Raw genomic sequence first — 19,973 nt, forward strand, 5'->3', positions numbered from 1 at the left:
AAAGTAATAAAGGAGAGTGAAAGAATATGCCGGAACTCCCGGAAATGGAAACCTATAAGCAGCAGCTACATGCCATCCTCGCAGGGAAAAGAATTATCAAGACAGAAGTTCAGCGCGAAAAATCAATAAATGTGACTGCTGACTTATTTAAACAAGAACTAAATGGAGCGGTAATCGTTAAAATTGATAGAAGAGCGAAGCATTTGATTTTTCATTTAAGCACAGGTAAATTTCTATTGCTTCATTTAATGCTTGGAGGCTGGATGTATGCGGGGAATGATCAAGATGCACCAGACCGTACAAAGCAGATCACTCTTACTTTTGACAGCATTAAACTTTATTTTATTGGATTGAGGCTAGGTTATTTGCACTTACATAACAAACAGACGCTTGAGGAAGAACTTGCAGATTTAGGACCGGAGCCGCTGCAAGATGATTTTAATCGTGATGCATTTCAACAGCTATTAGAAGGGAGAAGAGGCATGCTGAAAACAACACTTGTAAACCAGCATGTGATTGCTGGAATAGGAAATTGCTATAGCGATGAAATTTGCTATGAAGCCTATCTGCTTCCAGATCGAGGAATGGATAAGCTGAGTGAAGAGGAGAAGGATAAGTTGTATTCTGCAATGGTATCCGTTTTAAAGAATGCAACTCAGCTTGGAGGTTATATGGAGAATCCTTTATCTCAAGGTGATCAGCTCACGGGCGGTTATAATGACCACTGTCTTGTTTATGATCGTGAAGGCATGGAGTGTAACAGGTGTCATAGTAAAATTGTTAAAACCGAAATATCCTCCAGAAAGACATTTTTTTGTCCAGGGTGTCAAAAATAGCATATAAATACAATAAGCGGCTGCAGCAGCATCCGCTTATCTTTCATTCATCCACTGTAATAACTGCTGTTTATCTTCTTCTAATTCATCGGTTTTAGGAACTTTGCGCGGTTCTAAGTCAATTTCATCTGAAGAAAGAACTTTTACAACCATTTGACCACCGTAAACTTTCGCACGAAGCAAGATGGGATGAGTGTACGGGTTTTGGAAAACGAAATCCGGTCCATACCAGCTGACTGTCGCATCACGGCCAGGCGGAACATAATGAACACGCTTGCTGTGTGAATATCGTTCGATAATGGAAAGGCCTGCTTGGTCAACAGCATTAAATAAGGTAGAAGAGACTTGGCAGATTCCTCCGCCAATGTCCTCTGATAATTCTCCCCTTACAATAACAGGAGCACGCTGAAAGCCACGGTTTGTTGTTCGCTGCCCCACACTTTGATTAAAAGAAAACAATTCACCAGGAAAAACAACTGTATTATCAATTTCTTTAGCAGCTAAGATAATATTATTCGTGCGGCTGGCATTGCGGCTATTAAAATAAGTAGCATATTGGCCGATCATCTTTATATTTATCTGCAGCAGCAGGTCACGATCTACTCTTGGATGAACGGGCAGAGTAGGGATTTCCATTTTCTTCAGCTTATTATTATAGAAATAGTGAGAAAATAAATGAGCAAATTTCTCCCTGTGCAATTTTACGCCAACCTTCTCTTCAATAATTTGCCCATAGTCACCTATATAAGCGTTTGCAGGAGGCAGATAGATTTGCTTTTCAAGAGTACTGAGTAATGTATTGTATTGATCTATATTTAGAATCGGGATACTTGATAATGGAATTTCATACTCTTCTTTCTGGATTTCAGCAATCTTTTTATTCTGATGATGAATGATAAGTCCTTCATTTGGATGAAGTGAATGTGCGCTTAAAAGCAAAGCGCATAAAGTGGCTTTTAACATGAAAATCCGCACCTCCGAATTTTATTATTTGCGGAGGTACGGATTTTCATGTGATTTGTTAATTGGTAAAACTTTGACAATCTTGAGAGGTTTGTTTGCACTCTTTTCCCTTCAAAGTCGAATAGATCATTTTTCCATCACTGGCCGTTCCATCTGGAAAGTCCATCGGCAATAAAGCGAAGAAAACATAGTAGATGGAGAAATAAATAAACTGATACGTGAGCATAGAAGGGTTAATGATACTCTCATGGATCAATATGTTTACAATCAGAATACCAAGCAGATTAAATAGTGAACCTCCAATCAAGATCAGACATTGAGAGTATTTATTTGTGTATTTCAAAGGTCCAAGGCTGCAGCTGCCATGCCAAAAATAATATAATCTGACTTCAATGTTTCGCACTGAAAATAATTTTTTTCCTACTCCAATTACAACCTTCATTTTCTTACAGCCAAAAAAATAGGCGAAGGCTAGATGTCCGATTAAATGCAAGATCGTTACAATCGGAAATACGACGAAAAATGCTTGAATGAAATGATAAAAGTCTTCGATTCCAAACATCTTTTTCTCTCCTCCTTACAGTGCGATTATCCTTTTACTACCCCTCCATAAATTGTTCATAACCAATAAAAAGGACATGGATGAAAGTTCCATGAGTTACAGTCTTAAAGGCTTATACGCCTTAAGTCTTATATGAAAATACGCTTGAGGCTCGTTATAGAAGTTTTGAAATCACGGTAAGATGATATCAAGAAAGGAGGAAACGAAATGAAAAAATTCGGTTTACTAATGGCAGGAGGCATAGCAGCGCTGATCTTGATTGGAAACATTGGACCAATGCTCGCGCTGGCAATCAGCATCACCATCCTATATTTCGTCTATAAACAATTTATAAAAGCAAATTCAAACTGGGAGAAAGTAGGATGGGGGATTATCGGATTAGCGGCGCTCCTTGCATCGGCATCTAACATTCCGGCAATTATCGGTATTGCAGCAGCATATGTGCTATATCTTGTATATAAGAACTGGAATAAAACAAAACAGACTTTTCCAAAAGAAAATCATAATGATCCATTCGCAAACTTTGAAAAGCAATGGGCTGAAATCAAAAAAAAATAACCTAAAGGAGAGCATATAAAATGTCAAATCTATTCACACGCATAAAAAATACAATTGTAGCGGACTTAAACGAGGCTTTGGATCATAAAGAAAAGAAAAATCCAATCGCGTTATTAAATCAGTATTTAAGAGAAAGTGAACAAGAAGCTGAAAAAGTCCGAAAGCTATTAGAACGCCAATACCAACTAAAAGAAGAATTCACACGTGAGTATAACGAAGCTGCAGACCTTGCACAAAAAAGAAAGAAGCAAGCTGAAATTGCGGCTGCTGCCGGCGAGCAAGAACTGCAGGCATTTGCTCAGCAGGAATACGAACATTATGAGCAGCGTGCAAGCCGTCTGCAGGAAATGCTGAAACAGGCTAATACTCAGCTTCTGGAATTAGAAAGAAATTATGAGGATATGAAGCATAAATTAAAAGATATGCACTTGCGCCGTATGGAATTAATGGGCAGAGAGAATATTACCCGAGCCAATCATCAGATGAGCAAGGTCCTTCATAACGATGAATATTCAGATCAGCCATATTCGCGCTTTAATGAAATAGAAACATACATTGACAGACTAGAACACGAAGTCAATACATCCTATTACCGCAGCACCATTGATGCTAAAATCGCTCAGCTTGAAAAAGATATGAAAAAAGCAGAATAACACTCAAAACAGAATAAAAAAATGGTAGTATAAAAAGAAAAGCGGAAACGCCTTGCTCGTTTAAGGAACGCAGACTAAAACCGCCACGTCCTGTGGCAACGTCTGCACAACCCACATCCTGTGGGCCCCAAGCTTAAGGCAAGATGGCAAGAAGGTTGGTCTTCAACCTTCTGGACAGATTGTCTTAAGACCTCGAGGGGCTAGGCGTTGGAGCTAGCCGAAAAGAAAAGCGGAAACGTTGGAGCTAGACCTATCTTAAAGGCGCAGGTATGCTGCGTCTTTTCGATACGAATATAAATTTTCATCTTTAAGAAATAAGAATGCACCACTGATATAAAGGAGGGAAGCCCGATGAAAGAAAAAATAAAAAGTGATTATACGAGCTGGCTGATCATCATAGGGATTGTTATGCTCTTTTTAGAATTTACCTTTTTTAATTCGGGACTCATATTTTCTTTATTAGTTCAAGTGGGCATGATTTACATTGGAAGCAAACGGATGTCGAAAAAGCTTGGCAAACTGCTTTTTTGGGGAGGCATTATCTTTCTTGTCATCTCTGTTTTAAGCATGCTGACATTCCGCTTTTTGCTGCTGGCCATTTTAATACATTTTCTAATTCAATATTCCCAGACGAAAAAAAATCCTATTCAAATTAAACCAGTGATAGATTTGTCAAAAAGCTCTGTAAAAGATGAAAATCTTGTTAAGAAAAAACCACTGGTTACAAATGTCTTTTTCGGGAAGCAGAAGACTCCTCAAGCTGTATATGAATGGAATGATATAAATATTCAGGCTGGCCTTGGCGACACGGTTATTGATTTAAGCTACACCGTACTGCCAAAAGGAGAAACGATTATTTTTATCCGCAATATTGTAGGTAATATTGAAGTGCTGGTGCCTTACGATATGGAGGTATATGTAAACCATACTTCCTTTGCTGGTACAGCCCGTATTTTAGAATTACAGGATGAAAAGATGTTCAATCAATCTCTTCAGCTTCATACAGCTGATTATGAAAATGCTCATCAAAAGGTGAAAATTGTGAGTTCTATGTTCGCCGGGAATATAGAGGTGAAAAGAGTATGAGTGCAGTTCAGCGCCAGGTAATGTGGGGAGCTGGATTGTCATTATTCCTGCTTGCTGCTTTTTCCCTAGCCTTTTTTACCGTTTTCCCTCTAAATAATTGGCGAGACCTTTGGGAACTGGATATTATGGATATTCCTTTTATTATCTTTATGCCTAGTATCTGTTTGGCTATTGGCATTATTTTTGGCATTTTCTCAGGCTTTCATTGGAGAAAACAGATTGACACAGCAGATGAATGGCTGCATCAGCTTGAGGAAGGACGCCAGCTTGATTTGACCAAGCTGCCGGTATCCGGAGAACTGCAATCTGTATCCGAGCGTGTAGGCAAGATTCAAAAACAAATTGCTGAACAGGCAAAGTTATCTCAAAAGCTTGCAACAGAGAAGGCGGAGGATATTGAAAACAGAATGCAAGAAATTGTTTCACAGGAGCGGAACCGTCTGGCAAGAGAACTTCATGATTCAGTCAGCCAGCAGCTTTTTGCTGCTTCCATGCTTATGTCCGCATTAACAGAAACAAAGACAAAAGATGAAGACAGACAGGCAAAACAGCTTAAAATGGTAGAAGCAATGATTCATCAGTCACAGCTGGAAATGCGTGCTTTGCTTCTGCATTTGAGGCCAGCGGCTTTAAAAGGAAAATCCCTAAAAGAAGGAGTTGAAGAACTGCTGGTTGAGCTTCTGCAAAAGGTAACGATGAATATTAATTGGAAGCTTGAAGAGTTTCCTCTTGATAAAGGAGTAGAGGATCACTTATTCCGTATTCTGCAGGAATCTGTCTCGAATACTCTTCGTCATGCAAAATCGGAAATGCTTGAAGTTTTGCTGATTGAAAGAGATGGTTATGCGATTCTGAGGGTTGTAGATGACGGAGTAGGGTTTGATGTAGAGGAAGCAAAAGCAGGTTCTTATGGCCTTCAAAATATGTATGAACGTGCTGTTGAGGTAGGCGGAACACTCAAGATCATTAGTTTAAAAGATAAAGGAACAAGACTTGAAGTGAAGGTGCCATTAATCTGATCAGCCAGAATAGAGTTTTAGGAAGGATGGACGGTATGATTAAAGTGCTATTTGTTGATGATCATGAAATGGTAAGAATAGGGGTTTCCTCTTATTTAACAGCACAGCCGGATATTGAAGTGGTAGGCGAGGCAGATAATGGACGTACAGCGATTGAAATGGCGCTGGAATTGCGCCCGGATATCATTCTGATGGATCTTGTAATGAAGGAAATGGACGGAATTGAAGCAACAAGAAATATCATTGAGCGCTGGCCAGAAGCTAAGATCATTATTGTAACGAGCTTTCTGGATGATGAAAAAGTTTATCCTGCACTTGAAGCAGGTGCTACTAGTTATATGCTTAAAACCTCAAAGGCAAGCGAAATTGCAGAAGCAGTTCGCCAAACCTATTCTGGCCAATCCGTTCTCGAGCCTGAAGTCACGGGAAAAATGATGGTCAAAATGCGCCAAAAAAAGGAGTACCTTCCCCATGAAGAACTAACCAGCAGGGAAATGGAGATACTCCTCTTAATGACCGAAGGAAAAACGAATCAAGAAATCGCTGACGAGCTTTTTATTGCCTTAAAAACAGTTAAGACTCATGTAAGCAATATATTAAGTAAGCTTCAAGTGCAAGATCGCACGCAAGCTGTCATTTATGCTTTTAAACATTCACTCGTAACCTGAATTTGTGTTGGACTTTGAGTGAACTAGGAATATGCTGGCTAGGATGGCGATTGCCAGTCCTAAGGCAACACTGCCTACATAAGGAGCATCTTCTATGTTTCTGACAGTAATGCCAATAAATGCCCAGACAAACACCAGCGGATATACCCAATCATTCCAATTTTTTCTCATAAAGACGGGAACTAATCCAGAAACTAATAGTAACCCGATCGTCCAATAAATCTGTGTTTCAACAATTAAGTCAACATCCGTGAAGACGGCATAATAGCTGATATTAGCCAAGAAAGCAACTGAAATCCATCCTAGATAAAGGGAAAAAGGAAATCTAGTGATTTTAGAAGAATGTTGGATAGTTATTTTGTAAATCATGATTAACGTGATAAGCAACAGAATCATAACGGCTACTGATAGGAGAAATAACCCGTTATGCCATACGAGAATCCAGCTTGCGTTCAAAATAGAACTGAAGATAAATAGAGTATGCAGGCGGCGGTTGATATGTCCTTCTTTCCTATATTGAATCCATTCCCGAATGAGCCAAACGGCCAGGAGAATATAAATAAGGCTCCAAATAGAAAATACATAACCTGCCGGTGTAAAAAGCACCTCAAGGGCATTCGAAATCTCCCCAGTTGTTCTGCCGCCAATCGGCAGTATATTGGAGAGGGCATTAATAACAATCATCACTATATAGGATAGAGTACTAATCCATAACATGCAGAAAACCTCCTTCTCTGGAGTATATTCCACATATTTTTCCTTCTTAATCCTCGTTTCGTGATGATTTTCACATAGGATTGATATGTGCATGAGAATGCTATGAAAAATGGGCCGTAAATTAGCTGTTAATCTTCGTGAACCACTTCGACGATATAGTCCTCCAGCGGGGAGCGGATGGATTTGATAAAGTTTTTGCCAGATCCTAACCCAAAATTAAACAATCCGTCTCCATTCCCAGCAGAAATACATTTCATAACGGTCTCACCTTCGAAATTATCAAAGACAACAGTTAAAGAGGCAAAGCTTGTTGTTCTAAAGTAAAATTTTTCAAATATTAAAATACTTATTTGTTTATCCTGTCCTTCTGTCAATTTATAATCCTGAAAGACAAGTAAATCCTTTAATTCTTCAATTTCAGTTAATAACACGGCCGCGTCAAAAGGTGTTATTTTTAATTTGAATTCACTATATTTCTTCATTGTGCTGACTCCAATCATTAATTATGCCAATACATTTCTTGTCTGTATATACGATGCAAATGCTAAAACGTTCCAAAGAAATAAAAAACTTGTTCTCTTTTAATTAAGTACAAAAGATTGTTGTTTCTTACTCTTAGAACAATGGTCACTTTAGCAATATGCTTGTTGATTGGAGCGGAAGGGTGCGAGACTCCTGCGGGACGAGTGGGGAGCTGAGACCCCGCAGGAGCGCGTAGCGACGAGGAGGCTCAGCACCCGCCCCGCCGGAAAGCGAGTACCCTGGAGTGGAAATCTAATTTCTCTTATCCTAGAACAGTAAAGTTTACAAATATAGCTTTACATTAAGTTTTATCCAAATAGAAAAAACCTCATCATATTCTTGTCATGTTCACAGGGACTTGTCTCATATGCTATAGAGAATGTGAATATGGGGGAGAGTTTAGATGAAAACATTTTTTAAAGGGACAATTTTGCTGGCAGTTGCCGCATTTGCTGGAGAGTGTATTGAGTTTGTTGTAAACATGGTGCTGGCGAGGGAACTTGGTGAGCAGGGGCTCGGTATGTATATGTCTATTCTCCCGACAGTGTTTCTGATCATATTGCTGGCAAGCTTTGAGCTGCCTGTATCTATTTCAAAGTTTGTCGCTGAAAAGGACAAGAACCAGCATTACAATATGCTTAATTATGTATTGAAATGGACCGTGATTTTCACCATTATCGTGCTTCCAATCGTTACATTTATTATCCCTCATATCAGTGTATTCAACGAATTCCATCCAGCTTTGAAATGGATCGTCATTGCCTTTATTCCATTTGTATCCTTTTCCTCTATTGCCAGAGGCTATTTTATGGGGAAGAATCTAATGGGGAAAATTGCGGCTGCAAATCTATTAAGAAAGCTGATGCAGCTGATTTTACTGGCCAGTCTATACCAAATGTTTGAATTTAGCATTGAAATGGCTGTATTTGTTGCTTTCTGTACATTGATTGGCAGTGAAGCCATTGTGTTTATTTATTTAATTCATATGTTTGTGATTCATTACCAGCAGATGAAAAGATCGCCAAAAGAAGCCTTAGCAGGGAAAAGTGTTCGAAATGATTTACTCTCTGTTTCAATCCCAACGACTGGATTGCGTGTATTTCATGCCATTACACATGCGATTCAGCCTTTCCTCATAAAAGCAGCTCTTATCAAAGCAGGTGTTGGGGCTGAGGTAGCAACAGAGCATTTTGGGATGGTAGCAGGAATTGCGATGACAATTGGGTTTTTCCCAGCATTTATTGCTCATTCCTTTATGATTATGCTAATCCCAACTGTGTCAAAGGAATATGCTGATAGAAACCTGCCAAGACTGCAGCATTTGCTTCAGCAAGTATTTTTTATCACTTTCATATACGGAGTTCCTGCTGTTCTCTTTTTCTATATTTTTGCAGAAAAATTAACGACGGAGTTTTTTCATTCGCCAGACGCCTCTGTCTACTTGCAGCTGCTATGGCCGTTTTTCTTGCTTCATTTCTTTATTATTCCCATGCAGGCCTTTCTCATTGGTCTCGGCTTAATGAAAGATGCATTCTTCCATTCGGTGTGGTCAACGATCGTATCCTATGCTGTTATGTACTTCTTAGGATCAATGCCTTCTTTTCAAATGGATGGAATCATTATGGGGATCAATACTGGAGCAGTCTTATTAATGCTGATGCACTATATGACCATATGCAAAGTCATCGGTGTCAACTTAAACTTAATGCCAGTTAAGCGCATTGACTTTAGATCATAAAAATTTAAAAAAGTGTAGGGATTGGTAAGTAAAATTTCGTTTATAAGAGTGAAAGAAAAATAGAAAGGAGGCAGGCCCGTTATCATGATGGACCTCCAATTGGATCAAAAATCGAAGCAGCAGCAATTTGAAGAATGCATAGAAAAGCATGGTAACGCGCTGTTCCATTATATCTATTCACTCGTAAAACATAAGCAGCTGGCTGAGGATTTATATCAGGATGTGCTGATGGCAGCTTTTATTGCCTTGCCGTCCTTTCAGGAACAGACAAAGATGAAGAACTGGCTATTTAAAATATCGATTAATAAATGCCGCGATCATTGGAGAAAACAAAAGGCGCAGCAGCGGTATTGGGAAGAGAAGGCGTACATGAATGATGATTATTTCTTAGTAAATCCTATTTTAGAAGATGAAATCATCCAAAAAGATACCAATAAGGAAGTTAAAGAGACGATAGAGGATTTACCTGAAATTTATAAGGAGCCTCTGCTTCTATTTTATTATCATAATCAAACTCTTGTTGAAATTAGCCGCAGCTCAAATATACCCTTATCAACAGTGAAAACGAGAATTAGAAGGGGCAAGGACCGCTTAAGACCATTGGTAGCGGGGATGCAATAGCCTATGAGCCGCATGCATCCTCGATTTCCTTTTGGTTTCCAAATAGATATAATATATCTCCTTCATGCAGGCTAGTGTGTAAGATGTCATTTCGGATAATTTTTTCTCCTCTTTTAATGAAAAGCACTGTCAGATCAAAATCTTTAATAAATTCTTTTGCGGGTTTTCCTTTGTATCTGGAGGAATCTTCAATCGTATAATCCAATAATCCATCGTTTTCATCCATTAAGAATACATCCTTCATTGGCATATCCTGCAAATCAAACTTTTCTTCGAGTTCATGAGTCATCTCTTTTGTTATTCGTTTTCTAATTTTTGGCATTTTCAGAATTAGAAGCAGGATGAAAAGGATACCAGCAATAAAAGCTATCTTTGATGTATAAAAATCGTCAGCTAATATATTTGAAATTGCCGAAATGATGACGGCAAGAGAAAATGCTCCAAAAAAAATTAAAAAACCGCAAATTTTTCTTCTGATCGGATGATCGATGATTAATTCGGATTCTCCAGTAGTAAATCCCGTTCCTGTCAGCATTGAAGTTGCTTGAAACCTGGATATTTGCTTATCCAATCCAGTATACTCAAATAACATCGCACTTATCTCAATAACGATTAAAACAACAGTCAAATAAACACCAATAAAAACAAATCCCATAGTATCCCCCTGCTAATAATGAGTCATTAACTAACGAATTTAAAAAACACCTAAGGGCAAAGATGCCCTTAGGTTATTTCTGCTGTTCATTTTCATTATAGTAGGTGACAGAATACATTGCCCCTTCACTAACCATCTTGTTATCTTCAATATCTTGAGGATCCGGATGACCTGCTTTTTTGAGCGGAAGATTTTCGTTGGAAAACCTGTCTTTAATCATGTTTTTGAACTTAACCGTTACCGTTTGCACCTTGTTTCTGTTAGCTTTGTTTGCAAGTAATAAAACACTTGTGATGCCTACTCCTGCCAATAAATATGAGTTAAGTGGACGAGAATTCATAGTCAAAACTCCTCCCATTGTTTAGAATTTTCTAGCATGTTTAATGAATACCCCGCTAAGAATAATAGCAAACTTCCAAAAATATGAAAAATGTAAACAATGGAAGAATAGGTTTTTAGAGCAATGGGTTTTATAGGAGAGAAGATAAGGGAAATATTTAGTAATAATCCTTTAAAAATTGTGAAAGTATCATAACAGATGGAGGAATTGATAATGGGGCAGGAATTTAAGTATTCGAATTGGAAGTGGCTTCACTATAATCATGAGGAAGAACTGGATATGAAGATAACTCCGCCTTTTCAAGAAGTATTTAAGATATGGATTGATTCTTTGCAGGAAAGGGACACCAATGTTTTAACAATAGACTCAACGAAACCCAATGCAGAATCGGTGAGGGGTTCATTAATTTATCAGCAAACCATTGAGGAGCAGCGTGAAAATCGAATTTTTCATTATTTTATAACAGTTGATTCTTTATATACTGTAGGCTTCGATTTAGAAGCAATAGATGTGATAGAAGAGGATACATTAATGAGGAAAATGGAGCAGGCACAAAATGGAATAGAAGGTTTTTTCGTTCTTCTTGGTGAAATATTGTCGTACAGCATTAAAAAAATTGACCAATTCGAAATAAGGTTAAATGATTTGTTATGGAAAGTGAAGAAAAAAAATAGTATAAAAAGATTGGAAGAGATCTATAAATTACGACATGAACTATTAGTATGGAAAAATTTAATGATTCCTATTAAAGAGCTTGAGATTGGCATTAATGAAGCCTTTGGAAGTGAGGATTCAAATTTGCCTGAATATAAACGTATATGTAGTAGAATTAAACGGGGCTCAATGCTAATTCAAGAGTACCAAGATGAGATTAATACATTAGTTAACTTTGAAGAAATGGTTTCCACACATAGAGGAAACGAGATTATGAAAACCCTGACTGTTATTACGACACTCTTTACCCCTGTAAGTGCTTGGGGAGCTTTGTGGGGAATGAATTTTAAGCTTATGCCTGAGCTCGATTGGAGACTGGGATATCCGCTCTCATTGTTGATCATCATTGGATCAACTGCAGCGCTTTATATTCTTCTCATAAAGAAAGGCTGGATGGGAGATATTTTAAAAGGACGAAAGAAGAACTCTTTCTTTAAGTAATTGTCTATTTGGAGGGTATGGGATGATTAAACAAAAGAGATGCAGAGAATCATTTGTGGTGAAAACGAGTATTGTGCAGCCGCCAGATACAAATAATTATGGAACGTTATTTGGCGGAAAATTGATGGCGTATATTGATGATACTGCAGGAATAGCAGCGATGCGCCACGCACGGAAGGCTGTTGTAACAGCATCAACAGATTCGGTGGATTTTCTTCACCCCATTTACGAAGGAAATTCTGTCTGTTTAGAGGCATATTGTACGTATACAGGCAGAACCTCAATGGAGATTTTTGTGAAGGTGATTGCAGAAAACCTCTTGAGCGGGGAACGAAATGTTTGTGCGATTTCTTTTTTAACAATGGTGGCGATTGATGAACATGGCCGTCCAGCTGAAGTGCCGCAAGTCCTACCGGAATCGGATGAAGAAAAAAGCCTTTACGCTACAGCTAAGGATCGTGCAGAGAACCGTAAAAACAGAAGAAAAGACAGTGAAGAAAGAGCCAAAAAGTATGGATCAGAATATCCATGGCAATAAAATGAGAAAATGAATTAATATTCATTTTATGAAGGTTTTTCCCCTTTCTTTGTCGTAATTAATGTAGAAAGAAGGTTCATAATCTGCAAGAATCAGCGAAAAGATTATGTATTTTCAATCAGAATAGGACAGAAAAGGCGGGGAAATTAGAAATGTCTGTTATAACTGAATTAAATGAACTTGTCTCTAAAATGAATGAACATCCAGAGTTTATTCAAAGTGAAAAAAATCGAATTTTTCAAGTGAATTTAGCAGAGTATGGTCCATTGCAAATTATTATCCAGGATGGAAGAGTTTTAATTGAAGAAGGTGAAGCAGAAAACACCGAAGTAATACTTCATTTGAATGAAGAAAACTTTTCTAAACTATTAAAAGATAATCTCAACACAACAGTCGCATTTATGACAGGAGGACTTAAAATTGAGGGAAAAATGGGGCTGGCTTTAAAGCTTCAGGAAATCGTTAAGAAGTATCAGTAAAAGAGGAAAAGGTGATTACGGCCACTGCCATGGTGACCGAAATTCACCTTTTATTCAATTTGTGAATGGAGCCGATAAAACAGATAGTCTGGAATTAGTGCCTCAATATTAACATCATATGATCCTCATCATAATAAGCTCCATCGACCTTTAAAGCATTTGTTTCAACACCATAGGTTTTGAAACCATAAGATTCATAAAGCCTTTTTGCTGAATGATTTTCAGACATGACAGTTAAATAGAGCTGTTCAATATCACTGCACTCTCTTGCCTTTTTAATTGCTTCATTTATCAGAGTCTTAGCGATACCCTTTCCGCGGTGTTCTTCCGATACATACATAGCGAATAGATAAGCTTTATGCTGCATCTTTACCTTGCTTTCCCGAAACAAGGTAACACTTCCTGTTAATTCATCTCCTGCAAAGGCGCCAAAGGTGATAGCATTACTTGAAGAAAGGCGTTCCTCAAACGATTGTACAGATTGAGATTTTTCTTCTTCGTAACTTGCTGCAAATGCCTCAGGGTGCTGCTGTAAGGCCTCAAGTCTATGTACTTTATAAAGTTCCCCGTCTTGTTTAAGCAGGGGGCGTATGCTGATCGAAGCTGCAGGCATATAAAAAATCCTCCTTTCATTCATTCCATTAGTATATACCATAAGGCAGATTAACGTTAAAGGCACAGTCATTTGGAAATACTAGAAGACAATAGTTTCTCCGATGCCCTCATCAGGGTATACAAAATGTATGATCTTGAATGAGAGAAGGAAAAAGGATGAGAAAACGACGCAGAATAGAAATTGCTTTTGTATTAATTATTATCTTGATTGCCTATATCGTTTTATTTACAGACGTTGGCCAGCCATATAAGATTGGAGCATTGATTTTATATGGAAGTATTATCTTCATAACTATTTATTCTCTCATGCTTGAAAATCGTTCTCCACAGCATACACTCCTTTGGATGTATGTACTATTATTTTTCCCAGTGGCAGGCTACTTATTTTATTTATTTTCAGGTCAGCTGTATTTAAAGGGCTATTTATTTAAAAGCAAAAGACGGCGAGATCGTGAAGAATGGAAAAGGATGATAATAGGAGAGGAAACGCCTGATATTTCATTTTTAAATGATAATCAGAGGAACTTTGCCTGGTATGTGAACGAGTCCGCTTTAACCCCAATGACAACAGCATCAAAAGCGACAATTTTAAAAAATGGACAGCAAACGTTTCAAGCTATTAAAGAGGAATTGCTTCGTGCCGAAAGGTATATTCATATGGAATATTATATTTTTCGCTCGGATCGGCTTGGAAAAGAAATTATTGATATTCTAATGATGAAAGCGAAAGAGGGCGTTGAAGTTCTTTTTACATATGATGCTGCAGGAAGTATGACAATGTCCCCCAAAAATGTGCGCCGTATGGAGGAAGCAGGTATTCAGGTGAAGATTTTTTCCCCTCTTAAATACGGCTTTTTCAATCAGAAATTTAATTTCCGTAATCACCGGAAGATTGTGGTCATCGATGGGAAGGTTGGGTTTGTCGGCGGATTAAATGTCGGTGTAGAGTACTTAGGTGAGGACGAACGAATAGGCTTCTGGCGTGACACGCATATGATGCTTCAGGGGGAAGCAGTATACACACTGCACACAATCTTCTTGCTGGATTGGGAGTATGTGAGCGGAGAAGATGTGCTGGAGTTGTATCGTGAGGAGAAAAAATACCCTGTCAATGAAGATGTTGTTGATGGAGCTATTCAAGTTGTAGCAAGCGGACCAGATACACAGCCTGGGATTATGGGCGATTTATATTTTGCCATGATTGCTTCAGCTCAGCATTCTATCTGGATTGCCACCCCCTATTTTGTGCCAGATGAATCAATCCGGACAGCTCTTCGGGTAGCTGCTGCAAAAGGGGTTGAAGTGCGCATCCTCGTTCCAGAAATCAACGATGGGTTCCTGACCCAATATGCAAGCCGATCTTATTTCTCTGAGCTGCTTCGATATGGTGTAGAGATATATTCGTATAAAAAGGGATTTTTGCACCAGAAGCTTATTATCATAGACGGCAATTTAGCAACCATTGGGACAGCTAATCTTGATATGCGCAGCTTTCACCTGAATTTTGAAGTGAATGTATTTTTGCTGGAGACAAGCAGTATTCGTGAGCTTGTCGCTCATTTTGAGGAAGACATGCGCGAAAGTGAGAAAATCAGCCCGGTCCAATATTATAAACGAGGTTTTGTGGAGAGATCGAAGGAGTCATTCGCAAGATTATTTTCTGGAGTTTTATAAACATAAATAGTTGTTTGAAAGATAACCCGAACGATTTAGAGGAATTTGCAGGAATCTCTCTATTCGTTCTTTTTTTGAAAATAATTGTTTCGTCTGACGAAATAAGGTATGATTTGAATAGTTAGAATTGTATAAAAATAATTGATATTTAGCGCATTTTTTCCTTTTATAAGGAGTGAATTTTTTGACCGCTCAGAGGTATTGCGCTTTTTTATTTAGGAGGGAAATTATGATTGCAAAATCCATAATTGAAGATGTATTAACAGCAGCACTCCAAACGGGGGGAGATTTTGCTGAGGTATTCGCAGAGGATCGATTTGCCAACACGCTGTCATTAAGAGAGAACAAAGTAGAGGGCAGTCTATCTGGCCGCGATTTTGGCATTGGCATTCGAGTATTTAAAGGTTTTCAAAGTGCTTATGCCTATACAACCGATGGTTCAAAAGAAGGCTTGCTAAAGGCTGCCTATCAGGCTGCAGCAGGAATTAAAGGGGAGAGGAATATCACAGCCAGCCCTTTAGTACAGGAAAAAATCGTATCAGCTCATTCAATTGCTACTTTTCCAGGTGAGGTTGAAAAGCAGCGTAAAGCCGATGTAATGAGAAAAGCTTATGAAATAGCAAAGAATTATCATTCCAGCATTCAGCAGGTTGGTATTCGTTATTTAGACGAAGAACAACATGTACTTATTGCGAATTCTGAAGGGAAGTTTGTAGAAGATAAGCGTGTGCGAAGCAGACTGTCAATTCAATCGATTGCTTCAGACGGCAATGGGATGCAGTCAGGCTATTATGGACCAGGTGCACATCAAGGCTTTGAGTTTATGGAGGGTCTGGATCTAAGTCATTACGCTTCAGAAGCATCGCGGATTGCGGTGACGATGCTAGGTGCCGATCCATGTCCAAGCGGAAAGTTTCCCGTTATTATTGATAATGAATTTGGCGGCGTAATTTTCCATGAAGCATGCGGGCATGGTCTTGAAGCAACAAGTGTGGCAAAAGGCAATTCTGTGTTTGCCGATCAGATTGGAGAAAAGGTAGCATCTGATGTTGTTACCTATATAGATGACGGAACGCTTGCAAATGAGTGGGGTTCTTTAGCGATTGATGATGAAGGAGAAGCCGCGAGAAAGAATGTCCTGATTGAAAATGGAATTCTAAAAGGGTATTTAATCGATAAGCTGAACGGACGAAGAATGGGATTGCCCTCGACAGGCTCAGGCAGACGTCAGTCTTATCGTTTCGCTCCGACTTCAAGAATGACGAATACATACATCGCCAATGGAAAGTCGACACCAGCGGAGATCATTGCCAATACCGAGCATGGAATCTATGCGAAATACATGGGCGGCGGACAAGTGAATACAACGACAGGTGATTACAACTTTGCGGTCATGGAGGCTTACGCTGTAAAAGACGGAAAGATGGGCAAACCGCTAAGGGGTGCAACCTTAATTGGAAATGGGCCAGAAACATTGAAGCTTGTTGATATGGTCGGAAACAATCTTGCACATGGAGCGGGCATGTGCGGATCGTTAAGCGGCAGTCTCCCGGTAAACGTTGGGCAGCCGATGATTCGTGTAAGCGAGATGACCGTTGGCGGAAGAAAGGGGGAAGAATAAGATGAGAATAGAAGATTTTCAGGAGAGAATATTTCAATTTGGAAAGCAGCTTGGTTTCACAGAGATGGAGATCTATTCGGAGAAAGTAGAGAGTTTAGGATGTAAGCTTTATAAGGGAGAAATCGATTCATATCAAACATCTGAAACATTAGGCGTCTCTTTTAGGGGAAAGATGCACGGAAAGATGGGCTATGCATATACAGAAAACATGGATGAAGATTCTGTTCAATATTTGGTTAATGAAGCAAAAGCGAATTCTCTTTTAATTGAAGAGGATGTTCAGGAAGAGATTTTTAATGGATCAGAACAATATGGCGACCATACCTTTTATTCTGAGGAGTTAAACGATGTATCTATTGAAGAGAAAATCGAGTTTTTAAAAGAGATAGAAAAAGAGGTTTATGCTTTTGATGAGCGCGTAACCGGTACAAATACTCTATCTTTAAGCAGCGCAGAAAAGGAAAAGAAATTAGTGAATTCTAACGGACTGGACCTTAAAGATCGAACGAATCATATTGGACTCTCCGTATCCGTTATTGTAAAACAAGGAAAAGAAGTGAAAAATGGAGTGTTTTCACGCGTCACTCGAAACTACCAGTCACTAGCAGCAAGAGAGGTTGCGGAGCATGCAGTAAAAGAGGCGTTGTCTAAGCTGAATGCAGAAAGTGCAGATAGCAAAAATTATTCTGTCATCCTGCGCAATAAAGCTGCCGCAGCTTTACTTCAAACATTTTCGCCGATTTTTTCTGCTGAACATATACAGAAGGGCCAATCACTTCTCAAGGGGAGATTAGGAGAAAAAGTAGCGGCAGAGCATGTGCAAATTGTTGATGATCCATTTTACGGGGATGGAGTTAGAAGCGGAAATTTTGACAGTGAAGGATATGCAACAAGGAAAAAAGATGTCATCAAAGACGGAAACCTCCTTACCTTTCTGCATAATAGCATAACAGCGAAAAAGGATAATGTGGAATCTACAGGAAATGCTTATAAAGCTTCATATAAAGGAACTATAACAGTCGCACCTTCTAATTTTTATATCCTTCCTGCTGATAAAGAACTGTCTGATCTAGTAGCTCAAGTGGATGAAGGTATCTTGGTCACATCTTTTTCGGGTCTTCATTCAGGAACCAATACTGTCTCCGGTGACTTTTCCATTGCAGCAGGCGGTTTTCTTATTGAAAATGGAGAAATAAAAACGGCACTAAAACAAATGACGGTTGCAGGGAACTTTTTTGACTTGCTTCAGCAAATTGAAGAAGTTGGTTCAGATCTCGAATTTTCACTGGCCTTTGGGTCGCCATCACTGCTGATTAAAGAGCTGGCTGTGACGATTGAATAAAGTGCTTTTCTAATAAAAATAAAGAAATAGAATCATTTGGAAATTTCCTGACCCAAGGCAGCGAGAAATCAATTTCTTGCTGCCTTGGGTCATTTTGAATAGATGGAATAAGAGCACTGTTGTTTAAAGGAGAGACAACCGTGGTACCTTGTCTATTTTAGTCAATAATAATCTTCACTAGTGTAAAATAGTTGTAAATGGAACAAAATTATAGTTGGCTTAATGGGAGAGGTGTAGTGAAAAAATAGCAGAGGAGTGATTTGTTGCGGTTTATTGCACAGCATCCGTATATAAAAGTCAGCAGGCAGATCAAATGGACTGAGCAGAAAATCATTGAAGAAGAACTTTCGCTTATACTATATGAAGATCGCATCGAAACACAATTTCATGTTCATTATATAAGAGACGTATGGGATGTTTCCTATAAAAGTACCAGCGCAGGCACTGGGCTGCTTTATTTACATACCAGGAGCGGTGTAAATGCTTTTTATGTGAAACAAAATCCTTCACAGTTTATTGACCACTTTATAAAAATAAAAGCAAGCTTGTAGAAATTTTTCAATAGCTAAAAAGTCCAAATAAAAAGGTGCATTCCGCGAATGGGAATGCACCTTTTTTGGTCCGTAAAACGGACATTCAAGGTACGTTTACTGAGGCCGTCCGATTTTAAGTATATCGGTTAAAGACGAGAGTGCCTATCGAGCGCTCTGCAAACCCTCCTTGATCCAAAGCAATGCCAACACTAGAATCTGAAGTCGCTGTTATGTTCTTCAAGGTGAACCAGTCCCTTCTGCAAGTGGTAATGGCCTTGCATTATTTGTTTACCACGATAGGAAGAGTTAAAACATTTCTCAACAAAAATATTATTGTTTGTCCATGATTTCTATTATTTTTGCAAGGGGTGCATGATTTTCAGGTGATTCGTCAATGTGGTTCCAAAGGACTTTTCCTGAACTAGAATAAATCCAAGTTCCCCCTTGAACATAAACATCTTGTGTCTTCATTGACTCCATAACGAACTTTTTTTGCTTTTCGTCTTCTGGGACAAATCCTTTCACTTTTCCGGTAACAAAACCGAAGGCAGCTTTGGAGAGCAGCTTCCATTTTGGCATTGTCTTATGTCCCATTCCTTTGTAGGCTCCTCTTGCAGGATCTCCTAAAATCGGAAAGGGATAAGGACCAAACTCTTCTAAGAACATGTTGATAAAGCTGCCTTTAGAAGGTGCAATCACAATCAGCTGATAGCCGCGCTTTGAAAATTCATCATAATGCTCACGCAACTGCGTGAGATACTGCCTGCAGACAGGTCAGCCAAGATGGCGTACAAACACCACAACACTTGGTTTTCCTTGAATCAATGCTTTTAGAGAGAGCTTTTCTTCAGAATCTGTTCTTTCAAGCAGAAAATTCATGAAAATACCACCTTTCGAATCGATTAGTCTATCATAACGTTATTATTAGATATTTTGAAGTAATTGACACACTATAGAAAGTTTTTTATAGTTATATTGGTATTTTAAAATATGTGTTTCACGCAAAATGAGAGAGGTTCATAGCACTTACCCTCTATAAAAAACTATGGAACGGATGAATTGCATTCAGCCATGTCCA

At 38.7% G+C, this 19,973-nt stretch carries 22 protein-coding genes, 1 pseudogene and 1 riboswitch; of the genes and pseudogenes, 15 read left to right on the forward strand and 8 right to left on the reverse strand.

Annotated elements, in window-relative coordinates; genetic code table 11:
- Nucleotides 1-26: 26 nt before the first annotated feature.
- Nucleotides 27-836, forward strand: a complete 810-nt coding sequence (locus F7732_RS14485) for an Fpg/Nei family DNA glycosylase (protein WP_151574737.1) — start codon at nt 27-29, stop codon at nt 834-836.
- Nucleotides 837-872: 36 nt separating this feature from the next.
- On the opposite strand, the gene F7732_RS14490 is transcribed toward F7732_RS14485, so the two are convergent.
- Both F7732_RS14490 and F7732_RS14495 read right to left on the reverse strand, forming a co-directional pair.
- Nucleotides 873-1,799 carry a VanW family protein gene (locus tag F7732_RS14490; protein ID WP_151574738.1) on the reverse strand — a complete coding sequence of 309 codons (927 nt, stop codon included), beginning with the start codon at nt 1,797-1,799 and terminating at the stop codon, nt 873-875.
- 58 nt (nt 1,800-1,857) lie between these two features.
- Nucleotides 1,858-2,361: a hypothetical protein gene (locus F7732_RS14495; protein ID WP_151574739.1), complete on the reverse strand. Its 504-nt coding sequence runs from the start codon at nt 2,359-2,361 to the stop codon at nt 1,858-1,860.
- Between the two features lie 207 nt (nt 2,362-2,568).
- Here F7732_RS14495 and F7732_RS14500 point away from each other — a divergent pair, with 207 nt between their 5' ends.
- From F7732_RS14500 to F7732_RS14520, 5 genes are all read left to right on the forward strand, one after another.
- Nucleotides 2,569-2,919 carry a lmo0954 family membrane protein gene (locus F7732_RS14500; protein WP_151574740.1) on the forward strand — a complete coding sequence of 117 codons (351 nt, stop codon included), beginning with the start codon at nt 2,569-2,571 and terminating at the stop codon, nt 2,917-2,919.
- Nucleotides 2,920-2,939: 20 nt separating this feature from the next.
- Nucleotides 2,940-3,572 carry a PspA/IM30 family protein gene (locus F7732_RS14505; RefSeq protein WP_151574741.1) on the forward strand — a complete coding sequence of 211 codons (633 nt, stop codon included), beginning with the start codon at nt 2,940-2,942 and terminating at the stop codon, nt 3,570-3,572.
- 351 nt (nt 3,573-3,923) lie between these two features.
- The gene (liaF, locus tag F7732_RS14510) at nt 3,924-4,658 is read left to right on the forward strand and encodes a cell wall-active antibiotics response protein LiaF (RefSeq protein WP_151574742.1); all 735 of its coding nucleotides are present in this window, start codon (nt 3,924-3,926) and stop codon (nt 4,656-4,658) included.
- Nucleotides 4,655-5,677, forward strand: a complete 1,023-nt coding sequence (locus F7732_RS14515; RefSeq protein WP_151574743.1) for a sensor histidine kinase — start codon at nt 4,655-4,657, stop codon at nt 5,675-5,677. The genes liaF and F7732_RS14515 overlap by 4 nt, the downstream gene beginning before the upstream one ends.
- 35 nt (nt 5,678-5,712) lie before the next feature.
- Nucleotides 5,713-6,345: a response regulator transcription factor gene (locus F7732_RS14520; protein WP_066449700.1), complete on the forward strand. Its 633-nt coding sequence runs from the start codon at nt 5,713-5,715 to the stop codon at nt 6,343-6,345.
- Here the strand turns inward: F7732_RS14520 and F7732_RS14525 are convergent.
- Nucleotides 6,331-7,062, reverse strand: a complete 732-nt coding sequence (locus F7732_RS14525) for a tryptophan-rich sensory protein (protein ID WP_161598890.1) — start codon at nt 7,060-7,062, stop codon at nt 6,331-6,333. The genes F7732_RS14520 and F7732_RS14525 overlap by 15 nt on opposite strands.
- 128 nt (nt 7,063-7,190) lie before the next feature.
- Nucleotides 7,191-7,544: a DUF6054 family protein gene (locus tag F7732_RS14530; protein WP_151574745.1), complete on the reverse strand. Its 354-nt coding sequence runs from the start codon at nt 7,542-7,544 to the stop codon at nt 7,191-7,193.
- A 443-nt stretch (nt 7,545-7,987) separates the two neighbouring features.
- Here F7732_RS14530 and F7732_RS14535 point away from each other — a divergent pair, with 443 nt between their 5' ends.
- Together F7732_RS14535 and F7732_RS14540 are read left to right on the forward strand one after the other, a co-directional pair.
- Nucleotides 7,988-9,322, forward strand: a complete 1,335-nt coding sequence (locus F7732_RS14535) for a polysaccharide biosynthesis protein (protein WP_151574746.1) — start codon at nt 7,988-7,990, stop codon at nt 9,320-9,322.
- Nucleotides 9,323-9,406: 84 nt separating this feature from the next.
- A complete protein-coding gene (locus tag F7732_RS14540; RefSeq protein WP_240056637.1) occupies nt 9,407-9,943 on the forward strand; it encodes an RNA polymerase sigma factor in 537 nt (178 codons plus the stop codon).
- A gap of 1 nt (nt 9,944) precedes the next feature.
- On the opposite strand, the gene F7732_RS14545 is transcribed toward F7732_RS14540, so the two are convergent.
- Together F7732_RS14545 and F7732_RS14550 are read right to left on the reverse strand one after the other, a co-directional pair.
- Complete coding sequence (locus tag F7732_RS14545; RefSeq protein ID WP_151574747.1) at nt 9,945-10,598, reverse strand: cation:proton antiporter regulatory subunit; 654 nt, start codon at nt 10,596-10,598, stop codon at nt 9,945-9,947.
- Between the two features lie 73 nt (nt 10,599-10,671).
- The gene (locus F7732_RS14550; RefSeq protein WP_151574748.1) at nt 10,672-10,938 is read right to left on the reverse strand and encodes a hypothetical protein; all 267 of its coding nucleotides are present in this window, start codon (nt 10,936-10,938) and stop codon (nt 10,672-10,674) included.
- A 213-nt stretch (nt 10,939-11,151) separates the two neighbouring features.
- Here F7732_RS14550 and F7732_RS14555 point away from each other — a divergent pair, with 213 nt between their 5' ends.
- The 3 genes from F7732_RS14555 (at nt 11,152) to F7732_RS14565 (ending at nt 13,110) form a co-directional block, all read left to right on the forward strand.
- Complete coding sequence (locus tag F7732_RS14555; protein ID WP_151574749.1) at nt 11,152-12,093, forward strand: magnesium transporter CorA family protein; 942 nt, start codon at nt 11,152-11,154, stop codon at nt 12,091-12,093.
- A 22-nt stretch (nt 12,094-12,115) separates the two neighbouring features.
- The gene (locus F7732_RS14560) at nt 12,116-12,631 is read left to right on the forward strand and encodes an acyl-CoA thioesterase (RefSeq protein WP_151574750.1); all 516 of its coding nucleotides are present in this window, start codon (nt 12,116-12,118) and stop codon (nt 12,629-12,631) included.
- A gap of 152 nt (nt 12,632-12,783) precedes the next feature.
- Entirely contained in the window at nt 12,784-13,110 is a 327-nt protein-coding gene (locus tag F7732_RS14565; RefSeq protein ID WP_151574751.1) for an SCP2 sterol-binding domain-containing protein, read from the forward strand.
- Nucleotides 13,111-13,204: 94 nt separating this feature from the next.
- Here the strand turns inward: F7732_RS14565 and F7732_RS14570 are convergent, their stop codons facing one another.
- Entirely contained in the window at nt 13,205-13,723 is a 519-nt protein-coding gene (locus F7732_RS14570) for a GNAT family N-acetyltransferase (protein WP_151574752.1), read from the reverse strand.
- A 158-nt stretch (nt 13,724-13,881) separates the two neighbouring features.
- On the opposite strand from F7732_RS14570, the gene cls reads away from it, so the two are divergent.
- From cls to F7732_RS14590, 4 genes are all read left to right on the forward strand, one after another.
- On the forward strand, nt 13,882-15,399 hold the full coding sequence (gene cls / locus F7732_RS14575) for a cardiolipin synthase (RefSeq protein WP_151574753.1): 1,518 nt from the start codon (nt 13,882-13,884) through the stop codon (nt 15,397-15,399).
- Nucleotides 15,400-15,628: 229 nt separating this feature from the next.
- Nucleotides 15,629-17,020, forward strand: a complete 1,392-nt coding sequence (locus tag F7732_RS14580; protein WP_151574754.1) for a TldD/PmbA family protein — start codon at nt 15,629-15,631, stop codon at nt 17,018-17,020.
- Nucleotide 17,021: 1 nt separating this feature from the next.
- Nucleotides 17,022-18,362 (forward strand): TldD/PmbA family protein, encoded by a 1,341-nt coding sequence (locus tag F7732_RS14585; protein ID WP_151574755.1) that lies wholly within the window; start codon nt 17,022-17,024, stop codon nt 18,360-18,362.
- Nucleotides 18,363-18,625: 263 nt separating this feature from the next.
- Nucleotides 18,626-18,913 (forward strand): hypothetical protein, encoded by a 288-nt coding sequence (locus tag F7732_RS14590; RefSeq protein ID WP_151574756.1) that lies wholly within the window; start codon nt 18,626-18,628, stop codon nt 18,911-18,913.
- Nucleotides 18,914-19,225: 312 nt separating this feature from the next.
- On the opposite strand, the pseudogene F7732_RS14595 reads toward F7732_RS14590, so the two are convergent.
- Nucleotides 19,226-19,657, reverse strand: a pseudogene (locus tag F7732_RS14595) (peroxiredoxin-like family protein); the annotation flags it as partial.
- 244 nt (nt 19,658-19,901) lie between these two features.
- Nucleotides 19,902-19,948, forward strand: a riboswitch (PreQ1 riboswitch).
- Nucleotides 19,949-19,973 lie beyond the last annotated feature (25 nt).

The sequence above is a fragment of the Bacillus mesophilum genome (assembly GCF_008923265.1).
Lineage (GTDB): Bacteria > Bacillota > Bacilli > Bacillales > Cytobacillaceae > Cytobacillus > Cytobacillus mesophilum.

Bases quoted from the DNA above. Each gene is read 5' to 3' on its own strand.
- F7732_RS14485 (WP_151574737.1), top strand. From the start codon at position 27: ATGCCGGAACTCCCGGAAATGGAAACCTATAAGCAGCAGCTACATGCC.
- F7732_RS14490 (WP_151574738.1), bottom strand. From the start codon at position 1,799: ATGTTAAAAGCCACTTTATGCGCTTTGCTTTTAAGCGCACATTCACTT.
- F7732_RS14495 (WP_151574739.1), bottom strand. From the start codon at position 2,361: ATGTTTGGAATCGAAGACTTTTATCATTTCATTCAAGCATTTTTCGTC.
- F7732_RS14500 (WP_151574740.1), top strand. From the start codon at position 2,569: ATGAAAAAATTCGGTTTACTAATGGCAGGAGGCATAGCAGCGCTGATC.
- F7732_RS14505 (WP_151574741.1), top strand. From the start codon at position 2,940: ATGTCAAATCTATTCACACGCATAAAAAATACAATTGTAGCGGACTTA.
- liaF (WP_151574742.1), top strand. From the start codon at position 3,924: ATGAAAGAAAAAATAAAAAGTGATTATACGAGCTGGCTGATCATCATA.
- F7732_RS14515 (WP_151574743.1), top strand. From the start codon at position 4,655: ATGAGTGCAGTTCAGCGCCAGGTAATGTGGGGAGCTGGATTGTCATTA.
- F7732_RS14520 (WP_066449700.1), top strand. From the start codon at position 5,713: ATGATTAAAGTGCTATTTGTTGATGATCATGAAATGGTAAGAATAGGG.
- F7732_RS14525 (WP_161598890.1), bottom strand. From the start codon at position 7,062: ATGTTATGGATTAGTACTCTATCCTATATAGTGATGATTGTTATTAAT.
- F7732_RS14530 (WP_151574745.1), bottom strand. From the start codon at position 7,544: ATGAAGAAATATAGTGAATTCAAATTAAAAATAACACCTTTTGACGCG.
- F7732_RS14535 (WP_151574746.1), top strand. From the start codon at position 7,988: ATGAAAACATTTTTTAAAGGGACAATTTTGCTGGCAGTTGCCGCATTT.
- F7732_RS14540 (WP_240056637.1), top strand. From the start codon at position 9,407: ATGATGGACCTCCAATTGGATCAAAAATCGAAGCAGCAGCAATTTGAA.
- F7732_RS14545 (WP_151574747.1), bottom strand. From the start codon at position 10,598: ATGGGATTTGTTTTTATTGGTGTTTATTTGACTGTTGTTTTAATCGTT.
- F7732_RS14550 (WP_151574748.1), bottom strand. From the start codon at position 10,938: ATGAATTCTCGTCCACTTAACTCATATTTATTGGCAGGAGTAGGCATC.
- F7732_RS14555 (WP_151574749.1), top strand. From the start codon at position 11,152: ATGGGGCAGGAATTTAAGTATTCGAATTGGAAGTGGCTTCACTATAAT.
- F7732_RS14560 (WP_151574750.1), top strand. From the start codon at position 12,116: ATGATTAAACAAAAGAGATGCAGAGAATCATTTGTGGTGAAAACGAGT.
- F7732_RS14565 (WP_151574751.1), top strand. From the start codon at position 12,784: ATGTCTGTTATAACTGAATTAAATGAACTTGTCTCTAAAATGAATGAA.
- F7732_RS14570 (WP_151574752.1), bottom strand. From the start codon at position 13,723: ATGCCTGCAGCTTCGATCAGCATACGCCCCCTGCTTAAACAAGACGGG.
- cls (WP_151574753.1), top strand. From the start codon at position 13,882: ATGAGAAAACGACGCAGAATAGAAATTGCTTTTGTATTAATTATTATC.
- F7732_RS14580 (WP_151574754.1), top strand. From the start codon at position 15,629: ATGATTGCAAAATCCATAATTGAAGATGTATTAACAGCAGCACTCCAA.
- F7732_RS14585 (WP_151574755.1), top strand. From the start codon at position 17,022: ATGAGAATAGAAGATTTTCAGGAGAGAATATTTCAATTTGGAAAGCAG.